General features: G+C 61.8%; 14 protein-coding genes. 6 read left to right on the forward strand and 8 right to left on the reverse strand.

The genetic code is table 11. The features are described 5' to 3' along the window. Window positions 1-5: 5 nt before the first annotated feature. Both CXB49_RS09600 and CXB49_RS09605 read right to left on the reverse strand, forming a co-directional pair. Window positions 6-323 (reverse strand): hypothetical protein, encoded by a 318-nt coding sequence (locus tag CXB49_RS09600; RefSeq protein ID WP_101708190.1) that lies wholly within the window; start codon window positions 321-323, stop codon window positions 6-8. 35 nt (window positions 324-358) lie between these two features. Further along, entirely contained in the window at window positions 359-613 is a 255-nt protein-coding gene (locus CXB49_RS09605; RefSeq protein ID WP_158300716.1) for a hypothetical protein, read from the reverse strand. 155 nt (window positions 614-768) lie between these two features. On the opposite strand from CXB49_RS09605, the gene CXB49_RS09610 reads away from it, so the two are divergent. Then, window positions 769-1,170, forward strand: a complete 402-nt coding sequence (locus CXB49_RS09610) for a helix-turn-helix transcriptional regulator (RefSeq protein WP_101708192.1) — start codon at window positions 769-771, stop codon at window positions 1,168-1,170. Between the two features lie 123 nt (window positions 1,171-1,293). Further along, window positions 1,294-1,854, forward strand: coding sequence for a DUF2726 domain-containing protein (locus tag CXB49_RS09615; protein ID WP_101708193.1), 561 nt, complete (start codon window positions 1,294-1,296; stop codon window positions 1,852-1,854). A 73-nt stretch (window positions 1,855-1,927) separates the two neighbouring features. Here the strand turns inward: CXB49_RS09615 and CXB49_RS09620 are convergent, their stop codons facing one another. Beyond that, window positions 1,928-2,830 carry a serine protease gene (locus CXB49_RS09620; RefSeq protein WP_233493022.1) on the reverse strand — a complete coding sequence of 301 codons (903 nt, stop codon included), beginning with the start codon at window positions 2,828-2,830 and terminating at the stop codon, window positions 1,928-1,930. Between the two features lie 462 nt (window positions 2,831-3,292). Here CXB49_RS09620 and CXB49_RS09625 point away from each other — a divergent pair, with 462 nt between their 5' ends. Continuing rightward, window positions 3,293-3,805, forward strand: coding sequence for a hypothetical protein (locus CXB49_RS09625; RefSeq protein WP_101708195.1), 513 nt, complete (start codon window positions 3,293-3,295; stop codon window positions 3,803-3,805). Between the two features lie 25 nt (window positions 3,806-3,830). Here the strand turns inward: CXB49_RS09625 and CXB49_RS09630 are convergent, their stop codons facing one another. From CXB49_RS09630 to acnB, 3 genes are all read right to left on the reverse strand, one after another. Next, on the reverse strand, window positions 3,831-4,670 hold the full coding sequence (locus CXB49_RS09630; RefSeq protein WP_158300718.1) for a CHAD domain-containing protein: 840 nt from the start codon (window positions 4,668-4,670) through the stop codon (window positions 3,831-3,833). A 74-nt stretch (window positions 4,671-4,744) separates the two neighbouring features. Continuing rightward, window positions 4,745-5,191: an SRPBCC family protein gene (locus CXB49_RS09635; protein WP_101708197.1), complete on the reverse strand. Its 447-nt coding sequence runs from the start codon at window positions 5,189-5,191 to the stop codon at window positions 4,745-4,747. Between the two features lie 175 nt (window positions 5,192-5,366). Then, a complete protein-coding gene (acnB, locus tag CXB49_RS09640; protein ID WP_101708198.1) occupies window positions 5,367-7,955 on the reverse strand; it encodes a bifunctional aconitate hydratase 2/2-methylisocitrate dehydratase in 2,589 nt (862 codons plus the stop codon). A 198-nt stretch (window positions 7,956-8,153) separates the two neighbouring features. Between acnB and gcvA the strand changes: the two genes are divergently transcribed. Beyond that, on the forward strand, window positions 8,154-9,053 hold the full coding sequence (gene gcvA, locus CXB49_RS09645; RefSeq protein WP_101708199.1) for a transcriptional regulator GcvA: 900 nt from the start codon (window positions 8,154-8,156) through the stop codon (window positions 9,051-9,053). Window positions 9,054-9,059: 6 nt separating this feature from the next. On the opposite strand, the gene CXB49_RS09650 is transcribed toward gcvA, so the two are convergent. Beyond that, on the reverse strand, window positions 9,060-9,836 hold the full coding sequence (locus tag CXB49_RS09650) for an ABC transporter substrate-binding protein (protein WP_158300719.1): 777 nt from the start codon (window positions 9,834-9,836) through the stop codon (window positions 9,060-9,062). Between the two features lie 145 nt (window positions 9,837-9,981). Between CXB49_RS09650 and CXB49_RS09655 the strand changes: the two genes are divergently transcribed. Beyond that, on the forward strand, window positions 9,982-10,989 hold the full coding sequence (locus CXB49_RS09655) for a class 1 fructose-bisphosphatase (RefSeq protein WP_101708201.1): 1,008 nt from the start codon (window positions 9,982-9,984) through the stop codon (window positions 10,987-10,989). Between the two features lie 37 nt (window positions 10,990-11,026). Here the strand turns inward: CXB49_RS09655 and CXB49_RS09660 are convergent, their stop codons facing one another. Continuing rightward, window positions 11,027-12,127 (reverse strand): two-component system response regulator, encoded by a 1,101-nt coding sequence (locus CXB49_RS09660; RefSeq protein WP_101708202.1) that lies wholly within the window; start codon window positions 12,125-12,127, stop codon window positions 11,027-11,029. Between the two features lie 677 nt (window positions 12,128-12,804). On the opposite strand from CXB49_RS09660, the gene CXB49_RS09665 reads away from it, so the two are divergent. Further along, the gene (locus CXB49_RS09665) at window positions 12,805-13,974 is read left to right on the forward strand and encodes an integrase arm-type DNA-binding domain-containing protein (RefSeq protein WP_101708203.1); all 1,170 of its coding nucleotides are present in this window, start codon (window positions 12,805-12,807) and stop codon (window positions 13,972-13,974) included. The last annotated feature ends 34 nt before the right edge of the window (window positions 13,975-14,008 follow it).

Here is a 14,008-nt window from a genome sequence, read left to right on the forward strand (position 1 = left end):
GCAGGTCAGTTCTTCATCGGCTGCTCAATCAGAGGAATCGTATGCTCGACGCCAGAAACCACCGCCTGCAGACGACCGGCGAACACCTCATGGGCAATCACCAGCTGAGCATTGCAGGGATAAGTCAGCGTCAGCAGTGCCGACTTAGCCGACTCGGCCACCGGTAGTTCAACCGCTTCATAGCCAACCCCCAGCTTGCTGAAGTTCTCCTTGTTGACATTGCCGGCCGGCGTCAGCGCAACAACCGCCATCATGTCGAAGGGCTTGCCGGACTGCTTGGCAATGCCCTTGGAATGGGTAAAACCTGCGATAAGTGCTTTCATAAAGTCCTCGGGGGTAAAGGGCCGGACAGGCCTGGTTAAAACGCGTATACGCCGTAGCGGGTCTCCAAAACGAACAGGCGGCGCATCCACTCCTCGCGGATTGCACGAGCCTGTTGGTAACGGAAAAGGAAGATGGTTTTACGGGCGCGAGCACCGCTCAAGAGCTGGTCAGCCACGTGATACGCCCAAAGGCTCATTTGGCGCTCCTCGTCGTGGAACGCCACATCCAAGGCGGCGATCAGATCAATGCCGGAAGGGCCAAAGGACCAAGCATCTGTATCTGCAGACATTTCACACCTCGCGGACATTTGGGGATATTTGAAGCGATTCAGAACAGTGGAAGGCACTCCCTGTCCTGCTAGAATTATCGAGTCGGAACTGATAACCCCAGTTAGCAGCCTCACCATGGTAGGCTGGTAACTTGAGTTAACGCAATGGAGAAGAAATGAAACTAAGCGTGGACTACCTGAATGAGGCACTGGCGAAGCTAGGTGATATCAGCCAAAACCAGAAGGCAAAAAAGCTTGGCGTGTCAGGCCCCGGCCTTAGTCAATATCTGACTGGGAAAAAAATCATGGATAATTTCGCCTGCATCATGGTGGCCAAGGTGCTTGACATCGATGGCATGGAGGTGATTGCAGCCGCGCAGATGGAACGCGAGAAAAATCAAACACGTAGAGAGTTTTGGGAGGATTTCAGAAGGCAGCTCGCCGCTAAATTGGGGCTGGTTGGGCTGGCCGTGCTGATGATGTGGGGAGGCCTCACCCCTCGTGCAGAAGCGGGACGCGTCCAAGCTGAAAGGCTTCAGATAGATAGCGAGTGCAGTCTATATATTATGTCAAATTAAGGATGAGCTGGCGATCGGTGAGCCACAGTGACTGTGGCTGCCGTGACTCGCCCCTGGCTGGAGATCGATATGAAAAAATGTCAAATTGATCAATAATGATTCAATTTTTGCACTTAACATATCATGACCTATATTCTTGCGCTTCTTGTACTGGGATTGCTGTCGGCCCTTGTCTTTGTCTCGAAAAACACAGCGCGTCGACCCGCCGTGGCCAAAAACGGCGTCAACAACAGCAAGTTTTCTCTGAAAAGAAAGACACTGCTGACGCCTCGCGAGATCGACTGCTACAAGCTGCTAGTCAAAGAGCTGGGGCCCGATTTTGTCGTGTTTTCCCAAGTCGCGTTTAGCCAGATCCTCAATGTGACGGGAGGAAATCACTCGGAAAACAGGCGGCTCTGGATGACCATGAGCCAGAAAGTGGCGGACTTCGTCATCTGCGACCCCGACCTTGCCATGCTGGCGGTGTTGGAGCTGGATGATCGCTCCCACCAGGACAAGCAAGACAAGGATCGTCAGCGCGACCTGGTCATCCAGGGCATTGGCTTGAAAGTATTTCGAATCACGGGCCCCGCGAGACAGGAAGATGTGGCAAGCGTCGCAATCCGACTGCGGGGCAAGCCTTTGACGCCGGTCGCGCCTCCAAGGCAAGCGCAGCGGCAAACCGCCTCGCAGACATCGGACTAGCCAAGACGCAACGGCACCTGATTGCACAGGCGCCCTGCCCTGCGTCACTCCTACATCTCGCGTCAAATACGAGTCAACGATGGTGCAGCGCCTGCGCCAACAGGTCCCATTGCTCGATCGATACCGGCACGCCTCCGGCGTTCAGCACCTTGTTGCTCTTCGAGCCATCGGTGACGATGCCCAAAACCTTGGCCTGCCAATCGCCGTTTTCCTGCAATAGAATCGGCCCGCCGCTGTTGCCGCCCTTCGGGCCGCAGTTCGACGACACGAACTGGCCATTCACGATGGGCTGCACCGTCCACCTCCCCAGGCATCGCAGCATGCTCTTGCCGTCGTACCCGGAGTTGGGATAGCCGACCAGATACCCGGTGAACGTGTTCTCCAGCGGCCGCTCCTTGAACACCAGGCTCAAGCCACCCGTTTTTTCCTCGATTCCGCCTTGCACTTTGATAGCCGCGACATCCAGGCCCGGCTGCGAGCCGTCGTCCAGCGCGGCGACCTGAATCCCCGGCCAGACCCCAAGCGGGCTTGGCGCAACGGCGCTGCCGTCATAGGCCGGCACAAAGGCGAAGTCCTTATTCCACTGCGACGGCAGGCCGGAGCGCACGCAATGCCCGGCCGTCAACAACAGGTCATGCTGCGGCGCATGGACCACGCTGGCGCTGCAAGAGCCGCGCTCGCCGTTCTGTCGACGGAAAAACAGCCTGCCGATGGATTTGGATGCCGGCACTTGCGAATAAGGCCGCGACACTTCGGCATAGCCGTTTATATCGGCGGCGGGCGTCAGGATGTTGGAATTCCCTGTCGCCATCGCATGCGTCTGAGAATCCCGACTCAGTTTGGCCATTTCCGAGGCCGGCCATACCGTAGACAGCTGCGTCGCGTCCAAGACGCCGGAAACCTGTACCGCGGCCATCGCGGAACATGATGCGCTGAGACATAAAATACCGAATAAAGCTGGAAAGTCAGACCTCATCTCGCCCTCCTCAATCAACATCACGACCAATGGACTGGCAGCTTGTCTGACAATTATGATGAAAATCCATATTGAATTTAATTTAGGAAAGATCCGATACATTCCGGCGAGACGACCTACTTCCGTTTCGCATGCCACCCCGCGACCTACACTCCTGTCACACGAGTGACGCTCCATTGAAGTTACAGCAAAAGCACTAAAAACTGCATATAGCGATTGAAAAAGTAGTTTACCGTCATTTATTTTATAAAATCAGACGCATTTACAACACATTATGCTTCACGTTAAATGTTTACTTGAGCTGCGTACCTTCGGCAACTACACTGCACGCCTTTTACATGGCTGGTTATTAAAATAAGAGAGCCATATAAATTCAATAATTTAATATTAATAGCATTTTATTCCAAAAATTGGAAAATGGTTTTAGGTGACGATGTGAAGCACTTTGCAGTATTTATTTTCATGGCATTTCTTGCCGCCGGCAACGCTTTCTCCCAGGAAACCGGCAACAACATCAACCCGTTCGGCAGCACCACGATGGACGGCAGAATCAAGGATTTTCCAAAGCTGAAAGTCTCCGCCGGCGTCGCCTCCGTCAGCGAGATCCACGAAGCCTGCGGCATGACCAAATGGATATGGGCGATCGGCGCCTTCATGCAGGGCTGCACCAGCTTCGGCCAGGACATGCAGTGGGCCCATATCCGCATCGCCAAGCATGCCGCCACCCGCGACCTGCGACATGAAGTGTCCCATACCTGCGGCGAATACCATGGCGACACCATGCCCCGCTATATCGACAACTGGAAGCAACGCACCGGCTGGCAACCGTCCGCCGACAATGTCTGCACCCCCGAATACGAGACGGAAACCTATCAGCGACTGTATCTGGAGCTGAAGCAGGCCGGCTGGCAGCCCGGCGACGAGGAACAGGCCAGGATCGCCGAGGATCGCGCCCACCGCGGCGTCGGCAAGTAAGGCAGATGGCCGGACGCGATGATGATCACCAGAACGGCCGAGCGCTCGCCGCTCGCGCGATCGCCCCGGCCAATCCGCGCTCGGCTTTCGAGCCGGCTCGCTCAAGGCGGGCGCTGACCCGCCGCGCCGCTTCCGCCGTCCGAGGATCGTCGCTGGCGCACCGCGCCAGCAGCGCGCGGGCCGTTTCCCGGTCGTTGAACACGCCCAGCCTCCACTGCAGATCCTGCAGACCTCTCAGGTAATCGAGGACCGCCTTGTTCCGGTACAGGCCGGAGAAGCACTCCGCCGCGTAACGCAGTTGTTTGGCGCGCCGGCGCAATCGGTGCAAGCGCTCGGCGTCGGCAAACTCGCCATGCGGCCACGCCGCGGCGCGGCCGAGACGGTCAAGCGCCGTCGCGGCCAAGACCGGCAATGGCCGTCTGGCGCCTTTCCAGGCGGATGACGGGCGGTTCAGGCAGGCCAGCAATTGGCACAGCCAGCGATGGAAACGGTCGGAAAGCAGCGCGGCCTCCACCGCGTCTTGCGCCGCGTCCCGGCGCGTCCGCAGGCTTCGCTTCAGCATGCGGATATCGGCGGCCGGCGATCCGGTCGCCAGTCCCGGCAGTGTCTCGGTCAGCAGCACATCCAGATCGCGCGCCTCGCCCAGCAGGCCGGCCAGCCACCGCGCCTCTTCCATCAAGCACGCCCAGCGCCCGCCTCCGGTCAGCGGCGCGAACGCCTTGCAGACCGCGCGCAGGCGGCGCAAGGCGACGCGCGCCTGGTGCAGATATTCGGGGTTGCCGCCCTGCAGCACGCCCGGCACATTGGCAAGCAGGTGGCGCAGGCACGCCAGCACGGCGCGGCGACAGGCCCGCAACGGCGCCATGTCCTTTCGCAGGGTCGGGACGCGCGCCCTGCCCGGCTGCCGGGCGGGCCACTGAACGCGGTTCGCCGCCAACATCATTGCGCCTGGGGAAAAATGGGCTCGCCGGTCTCTAGCAGCGATTTCAGATTCGACAGAATCCGCGGCCAGCCCCAGGCGACGGCCTCGATGAAAGCCGAAGCCTCCCTGTCCATTTCGTGGGAGACCAGCAGCTTGACCACGCCCTCCTCTTCCTCCAGCACGAGATGGCAGACGCTGTCGCCCTCCTCCCGCATCTCCGGCTTCCATTCATTGTGCCAGCGCAGGGTCAGCCGGTATGGCGCGTCGACCGTCAGCACCTGGCCGCTGTCGGCCAGCCGGCCATCGGGAAAAACCAGCCGCCACGGCGCGCCGACCTGCCAGGTGGTTTCAATATGCATGCCGAACCAGTAGCGCCGCGTCAATTCCGGTTCGGTAAGCGCCCGCCACAGGCGTTCAGGCGTAACCTGGATATAGATGCAGTAGGCGAATGTCGACTTGGCCATCGTCCCCTCCTATCCGGCAAGCGGCTATGCTGGCTCGGGCCACTTTCATCGTAGGCGGCCCAGGCGACGCATGACAAGCGCGAGAGGATGGGTCGGGCCACCCGCCGACAACGCAAAAACGCCGCCCAGCTTTCGCTGGACGGCGTCGCGCAGAAACAACCGGCTTTTCAGGCCATCAGCCCTTGCTGGCCGCCAACTCCTGATACTCGGCGATCTGGTCGAAATTCAGGTATTGGTAAACTTCGGCGCTCTTCTCGTTGATGATGCCGATATTGGCCTGATACTCCTCCACGGTCGGGATCTTGCCCAGCTTGGAGCAGATCGCGGCCAGTTCCGCCGAGCCCAGGAACACGTTGGAGTTCTTGCCCAGACGGTTCGGGAAGTTGCGGGTGGAGGTGGACATCACCGTCGCGCCTTCGCGCACCTGCGCCTGGTTGCCCATGCACAGCGAGCAGCCCGGCATTTCCATCCGGGCGCCGGCGCGGCCCAGCACGCCGTAATGGCCTTCCTCGGTCAGCTGCTTGGCGTCCATCTTGGTCGGCGGGGCCACCCACAGCTTGACCGGAATGTCGGCCTTGCCTTCCAGCAGTTTGGACGCGGCGCGGAAGTGGCCGATATTGGTCATGCACGAACCGATGAACACTTCGTCGATCTTGGTGCCGGCCACTTCGGACATGAATTTCACATCGTCCGGGTCGTTCGGGCAGGCGACGATGGGCTCCTTGACGTCGGCCAGATCGATGTCGATCACGGCGGCGTACTCGGCGTCGGCGTCGCCCTTCAGCAGCTGGCCATTGGCGATCCAGTCTTCCATCGACTTGATGCGGCGCTCCAGCGTGCGGGCATCCTGATAGCCGTCGGCGATCATGGCCTTCATCAGCGTGATGTTGGAGCGCATGTACTCGACGATGGGCTCCTTGTTCAGGTGCACGGTGCAGCCGGCGGCGGAGCGCTCGGCCGAGGCATCGGTCAGCTCAAACGCCTGCTCGACCTTCAGATCCGGCAGACCTTCGATTTCCAGGATGCGGCCGGAGAAGACGTTCTTCTTGCCGGCCTTGGCCACGGTCAGCAGGCCTTGCTTGATCGCGTACAGCGGAATGGCGTTGACCAGATCGCGCAGCGTCACGCCCGGCTGCAGCTTGCCCTTGAAGCGCACCAGCACCGATTCGGGCATGTCCAGCGGCATCACGCCGGTGGCGGCGGCGAAGGCCACCAGGCCGGAGCCCGCCGGGAAGGAGATGCCGATCGGGAAGCGGGTGTGGCTGTCGCCGCCGGTGCCGACGGTGTCCGGCAGCAACAGGCGGTTCAGCCAGCTGTGGATCACGCCGTCGCCCGGGCGCAGGCTGACGCCGCCGCGGGTGGAGATGAAGGCCGGCAGCTCCTTGTGCATCTTGACGTCCACCGGCTTCGGATAGGCGGCGGTGTGGCAGAACGATTGCATCACCAGGTCGGCGGAGAAGCCCAGGCAAGCCAGATCCTTCAGCTCGTCGCGGGTCATCGGGCCGGTGGTGTCCTGCGAGCCGACGGTGGTCATCTTCGGTTCGCAGTAGGTGCCCGGACGCACGCCCTTGCCTTCCGGCAGGCCACAGGCGCGGCCGACCATCTTCTGGCCCAGCGAGAAGCCCTTGCCGGAATCGACCGGCGACTTCGGCAGGCGGAATTCGGTGGAAGCCTGCAGGCCCAGCGCTTCGCGCGCCTTCGAGGTCAGGCCGCGGCCGATGATCAGGTTGATGCGGCCGCCGGCGCGCACTTCATCCAGGATCACTTCGGACTTCAGCTTGAACTCGGCGATGACGGCACCGTTCTTCTCGATCTTGCCGGCGTACGGGTAGACGTCGATCACGTCGCCCATTTCCAGCGTGGACACGTCCACTTCGATCGGCAGCGAGCCGGAGTCTTCCTGGGTGTTGAAGAAGATAGGCGCGATCTTGCCGCCCAGCGTGACGCCGCCGAAGCGCTTGTTCGGCACGTAGGGGATGTCCTGGCCGGTGGCCCACACCACCGAGTTGGTGGCGGACTTGCGCGAAGAGCCGGTGCCGACCACGTCGCCGACGTAGGCGACCAGGTGGCCCTTCTTCTTCAGGTCGTCGATGAACTGCATCGGACCGCGCTTGCCGTCTTCTTCCGGCTTGAAGGCCGCGTCGGCGCGGGTGTTCTTCAGCATCGCCAGGTAGTGCAGCGGGATGTCCGGGCGGCTCCAGGCGTCCGGAGCCGGCGACAGGTCGTCGGTATTGGTCTCGCCCGGCACCTTGAACACGGTGACGGTGATCTTCTCGGCCACTTCCGGGCGGCTGGTGAACCACTCGGCCTTGGCCCAGGACTCGACCACTTCCTTGGCGACGGCGTTGCCCTTGTCCATCTTTTCCTTCACGTCGTGGAAGGAATCGAACATCAGCAGCGTCTTCTTCAGGCCGGCGGCGGCGATCTTGGCGACGGCGGCGTCGTCCAACAGGTCGACCAGCGGCTTGATGTTGTAGCCGCCCAGCATGGTGCCGAGCAGTTCGGTGGCCAGTTCGCGCGAAACCAGCGGCGACTTCACGCTGCCCTCGGCGACGGCCGCCAGGAAGGAGGCCTTGACCTTGGCGGCGTCGTCCACGCCCGGCGGCACGCGGTGGGTGATCAGCTCGACCAGCGTGGTCTCCTCGCCCTTGGGCGGGTTCTTCAACAGTTCGACCAGTTCTTCGACCTGCTTCGCCGACAGCGGCAGGGGCGGAATGCCCAGCGCGGCGCGCTCGGCAACGTGCTGACGATAAGCTTCTAGCATGACTCGGGACCTTCTTGGCTTTGGTTGTCGGCAAGCCTGGCGGCGCGGTTGGCGCCGGCAGTCTCCACTCGTTAAGTGTGCATCATTACCGCGTGTTTGGCGCTGGAATATGCTCTTTGTAGTGATTGAAGGTTACGCTGTTAGGCGCTTGCATACAAACGAGTAATAGCAACATCGATTGTGAGTTAAAATCACAGCATGAGCACTTACCCCCCGCTGAACTCGCTGCGAATTTTCGAGGCCGCAGCCCGACTGGAAAGCTTTTCCGCCGCCGCAGGCGAATTATTCGTCACGCATGGCGCTGTGAGCAAACAGATTAAGCAGTTGGAAGACTGGCTGGGCCTGCCGCTGTTCGAGCGCAGCGGCGGCCGGGTGCGGCTGACCGACGCCGGCTGGCGCTATCTGGTGCAGGTGCAGGACGGCCTGGACCTGATCGCCAACGCCACCGCCCAACTGCTGCAACCGAACACCCAGCGCCGCCTCAGCATCAATTCCACCCCCACCTTCGCCAGCTATTGGCTGCTGCCTCGGCTGGCGGGCTTTCGCGCCCGCTTTCCGGAGCTGGAGCTGCACCTGGTCACCTCGGACCGCGACCTGTCGCGGCTGGACGCGCCGTTCGACATCGCCATCCGCCGCGGCCCCGGCGACTGGCCCGGCCATATCGCCAAACCCTTTCTGAAGGAATGGGAGCTGCCGCTGGCCAGCCCGGCGCTGCTGGCCAGACTGCCGCTGGCCAGCCCCGCCGACCTGGTCTCGCACACGCTGCTGCATGCCGATACCCGCCCCACCGCCTGGCCGCGCTGGCTGACGCTGGCCGGCGTGCCCGAGTTGAAACCGGCCAGCAGCATGCATTTCGACAAGTTCTCCCTGGCATTGCAGGCCGCCGTCGACGGCCTCGGCGTGGTGCTGGGGCCGATGCCGATGGCGCAGGCGCTGATAGGCGCCGGCGAACTGGTATCGCCGCTGCCGGCGCCGGTGGTCACCGTGCGCGACTACTGCTGGGTGGTGCCGCGGATCGCCGCCGACGACGCGACGGTGACCGCCTTCTGCCGCTGGCTGGAAAGCCAGGCCGACGAGACCGGCGCGCTCAAGCCGTGAACGGACTCAATGTCCGGGCGTCACGCCGATCAGCCGCAACTCCAGCGGCGGCACGTCGCGCGGCAGCCATTTGTTGTAGATGCGCTTGAAGCTGCCGTCTTTCTTGACGGCGGCGAACGCGTCCTGCCAGCGGCGGATCTCGTCGCCCGACGTGCCGCGCGAGAATGCCAGGTACAGTTCCAGCGACTCCAGCACCCGCACCACCTCCACCGCGTCCGCCGGCTGATGGATGTCCTTCAGCACCGAGCCGACGACGAAACCGCCCTCCACCCACATATCGTAGCGGCCCAGCAGCAGTTTCTGGGCCGTCACCTGCGGCGTCGGCGCCAGGTCCACCTCGATGAAGCCGGCGGCCGAGGCCGCGTCGGCGAAGATGCTGCCGCGATAGGCGCCGACCGGCCGCTGATAAATGCCGGACCCCAGGGCCAGCAGCTTGGCCGCCTCGCCCTTGCGCGCCAGCAATACCGTCTGCGACACCGCGATCGGCCCCAGCAGCGACATCTGCCTCTCTCGCGCCTCGCTGCGGCCGACGGTGAACAGCATCACGCCGGGAGTGGTCAGCAATTCCTTGTAGCCGCGCGCCCACGGCACCACTTCGACCGGACTGTTGTCGTGGATGCGGGCCTGAATCTCGCGCACCACCTCCACCGCCATGCCGTCGGCGACGCCGTTGCGCTGATAGGTGATGGGCGGCCAGTCCTCGGTGTAGAGGGTCAGCGCCACGGCCGGAGCCGACCAGGCGGCGAAGCCGAACAACAGCAGAGAGAAGATCCGGATCAGCATGGCCATTCCCAAGTCACAAAGCTCGTCTTTTTTTGATAGCCGCTTCCCCCCGCCTGCGCCGGCTTATTCGTTATAATGCCGCGTTGTGTCGGCACCCCGCCGGCATTATCATTCGCGCACCCACACCCCCATCCCGAGGAAAGTCATGAGCCGCATCACCCTCTCCCGCTTTTTGATCGAACAGCAACGCAAGGCCGGCACGCTGCCGCCGGAACTGCGCCTGCTGATCGAGACCGTAGGCCGCGCCTGCAAGGCCATCAGCTACTCGGTGAACAAGGGCGCACTGGCCGGCGTGCTCGGCGAGGCCGGCACCGGCAACGTGCAGGGCGAGGCACAGAAGAAGCTGGACGTGATCGCCAACGATTTCCTGCTGGACGCCAACGAATGGGGCGGCAGCCTGGCGGCGATGGCGTCGGAGGAAATGGAGCTGCCCTACCACATCCCCGGCGAATACCCGAAGGGCGAATACCTGCTGATGTTCGACCCGCTGGACGGTTCGTCCAATATCGACGTCAACATCTCGGTGGGCACCATCTTCTCCATCCTGCGCAGCCCGCAGGGCGTGACGCAGCCGTCGGAGCAGGACTTCCTGCAGCCGGGCACTCAGCAGGTCGCCGCCGGCTACACCGTATACGGCCCGCAGACGATGCTGGTGCTGACCTTCGGCAGCGGCGTGCACGGCTTCACGCTGGACCGCGAACACGGCTCCTTCGTCTTGACCCACCCGGACATGCAGGTGCCCGAGCAGACGGGCGAGTTCGCCATCAATATGTCGAATATGCGCCACTGGGAAGCCCCGGTGCGCCGCTACGTGGAAGAGCTGCTGGCCGGCCAGTCCGGCCCGCGCGGCCGCGACTTCAACATGCGTTGGGTGGCGTCGATGGTGGCCGAGGTGCATCGCATCATCACCCGCGGCGGCATCTTCATGTACCCGAAGGACGCGCGCGACCCGTCCAAGGCCGGCAAGCTGCGGCTGATGTACGAAGGCAATCCGATGGCCTTCATCATCGAGCAGGCCGGCGGCGCCGCCACCAACGGCCATCAGCGCATCATGGACATCGTGCCCGCCAAGCTGCATGAGCGCGTGGCGGTATTCCTCGGTTCGAAAGAGGAAGTGGAACGGGTCACCGGCTACCACGCCGAACAGCAGTAATCCCCGAGGCCCGCGAACGCGGGTCCGTCCCGGCGGCTCAGGCCGCCGGGCTGCCCAGCCGCTCGCCCAGCGCGCGCAGATGCTCGTCCAGCGCCAGATCGCCATCGTACAGCGCGTCGACCGCCCGATGGGTCCGGCCGACGATCTCGAGCAACGCCTCCTGCTGGGTTTCGCTCAGTCCCAGACGCGCCAGCGCCTGCTCGAACTCCTCGCGCATCGCGCCGCACAGCGCGCGAGCGTCGCGCTGCTGACGCTGATAACGCTGATTGATGGCGTCCAGGCTGTCGCGGGCGAAGTCCAGCATGCCGGCCAGCCCCTCCTGCGCCAATGAATGCAGCCGCTCCGCCGCCCCCTCCGTCATCAGCGCCAGATAATCCTTCAGCTTGCCGTAACGGTCCAGGTCGTCGGTGGGCATGTTCTTGATCAGGATCGATACCTGGCCGTAGTGGAAGGCGGTGCGGGTGCCGCAGGACACGATGCGCTGTCTGTCTGCCGACAAATCCTGCAGCAACAGCGACTCCATCGGATTGCTGCGCCGCTCCGAGTTCAGCGTGCGGGTCTCGCCGCCGATGCGCAGCTGAACCGCGCCGTTCAGGCCGAATTCGCCTATCGCGTCCAGCGACGCCTCCATCAGCTGCTCGGGGCCGGACACATTGAACAGCCGGCGAAAGTACTGCAGGCAGATCCCCAGCGCGCTGCTGTCGGTCATCGCCGACATCGCCACCGACATCGCCCCCTGGGTCTGGCTGCGCAAGGCGTTGATCTCGTTGCGGATGCGCAAAGCCTGCTCCACCTTGCGCATCAGCTCCTCCGGCTGCAGCGGCTTGCCGACGAAATCCTCGCCGCCGGCATTGTAGGCCGCCAGCCGCCGCACCGGATCGCCATGGGCGGAAACGAAGATCACATAGGGCTGACTCTCCAGTTCCAGCAACCGCATGCGTCGACAGGTCTCGTAGCCGTCCATGCCCTCCATCTGTATGTCCAGCAACACGATGTCCGGACGCTCCTCGGCCACCGCGCGCAGCCCCTCGTCGCCACTGCCGGCGCACGTGACGCAGAGCTTGTCGTCGAACAGCATCTTCATGACCTGGACCACGATGGGATCGTCGTCTATCAGCAGTATCCGGTGCCTTCCCATTTCATCAGCCCTCGCGCCCACCTAAGCTTTCAGCATACTTTCGGCTATTAGAGCCTGTTTGCGATCTTTTTGCGGCATCGACGGTATTCTGCCGGATGCAGGGCACGAAAAACGGCCCGCGGCAGTGTCGTTCACTGCAAGGGACGTTTGACAAAGCCATGCGCCGGCAGAAAACCGTCCCGAAGGGCAGCCCAGCCAGCAGGCCATCTGCGGCGTTGTCGGGCTAGGCTTTGGAATCACCAAGGCCTACGCCCTCCGCCTTGCATCTGACCTGCTGGCTGGGCTGCGATGCTCGTAAAAAGATCGTAAACAGGCTCTTACAGCTATAGCTCGTCGTCCATCCCGCGGCAGGAGATTCGCCGGCTTGGACGGTCTGTCTGAGCGCGTGTGCCGCTGGCCGGAAGCGCGGCCGGACGAAAGGTCCGCCATGCGGGATGCCCGCCAGCGCGGGTTTTGCTAGAATTACGTCTCATTAGCCGATAGACACCCAAGCCACTCCATGAGCATCCAACTGAAAAATGACCATGTGGCGGCATTGCACGCATAGGGCGGCACTCAGCCACCCACACCCCTTACCTGGCTTGCCTTTCCAGCACACTGAGCGCACAAAGCATCATTGAAAGCTCACGAAATTGGTGGAAGAATGTTGGAAGGTTTCCACATTGCAGCCTTCCAACATGCCTCTTACTGACGTCAAAATCAGGACAGCCAAACCGTCCGAAAAACCCTACCGCCTTTCAGATGGGCGCGGCCTTTTTCTTGAGGTTCGTCCGACCGGTTCGAAGTTCTGGCGCTACAGTTACCGGCACGGTGGCAAGCAGTCCATGCTCACCATGGGTGAATACCCCTTTGTCTCCCTGTCTGACGCTCGCCGGTTGTTGGAAGATGCGCGAGAGAGCGTGGCGAAGGGCATTGATCCCAATGCAAAGAAGGCTGCTGAGAAGCTAACCAACATCCAGGCCCATCAGAACACGTTTTCAGTGGTGGCCGCGGAGTGGTATTCCTCGCATGCACCGCACTGGAAAGGAAGTACTGCCTCCACGGCAAGTCGGAATCTGGAAAAGGACATATTGCCATTTTTTGGCGAGTTGCCCATTTCGATGATCAGCCCTGCAATGGTTTTGGGAAGACTGAGAGAGATCGAGAAGCGTGGATCGCCAGAAACTGCCAAGCAAGTCCGGCAGCGAATCTCCGCGATCATGGAGTACGCCATCGTCACCTTGCGTATCGAGATGAATCCGGCGGCGTCGCTGAAGGGGGCAATCAAGTCAGCCCCGACTCAACATACCTCGACGCTTCCTATTAATCGACTTGGGGATTTTCGACGCGCCCTAGCCGAGTACAAAGGCCTTGGCCTCTCAAAGCAAGCGGTGTACTTGCTAATTTACACCATGGCCAGAACTATTGAAGTCAGGTTCATGGAGTGGTCCGAACTTGACCTTGAGCGGGCAGAGTGGCGCATTCCTGGCTCAAAGATGAAGAATGGCGAAAACCATATCGTTCCGCTGCCGAAGCAGGCAGTTTCCATTCTGCAGTCATTGCACGATCTGTCCGGCAGAGAACGCTATGTTCTCCCGAATACACGGGACTATGACCGCCCCATGAGCGCCTCCACGGTGAATAGTGTCATCCATAATATCGGCTTTAAAGGGTGCGTATCCGGTCATGGTTTCCGCGGTACCGCTTCAACCATTCTACATGAGCAAGGCTACCGCTCCGAAGTAATTGAGCGTGCGCTGGCCCACACGGATGGCAACACAGTACGAGCCGCCTATAACCACGCGCTCTATCTTGAAGAGCGGCGCAGGCTCCTACAAGACTGGGCTGATTTTTTCGATGCCCAATAGATTTCCTCACACCAACCAAACCCGCTTCGGCGGG

Source organism: Chromobacterium sp. ATCC 53434 (assembly GCF_002848345.1).
GTDB lineage: Bacteria > Pseudomonadota > Gammaproteobacteria > Burkholderiales > Chromobacteriaceae > Chromobacterium.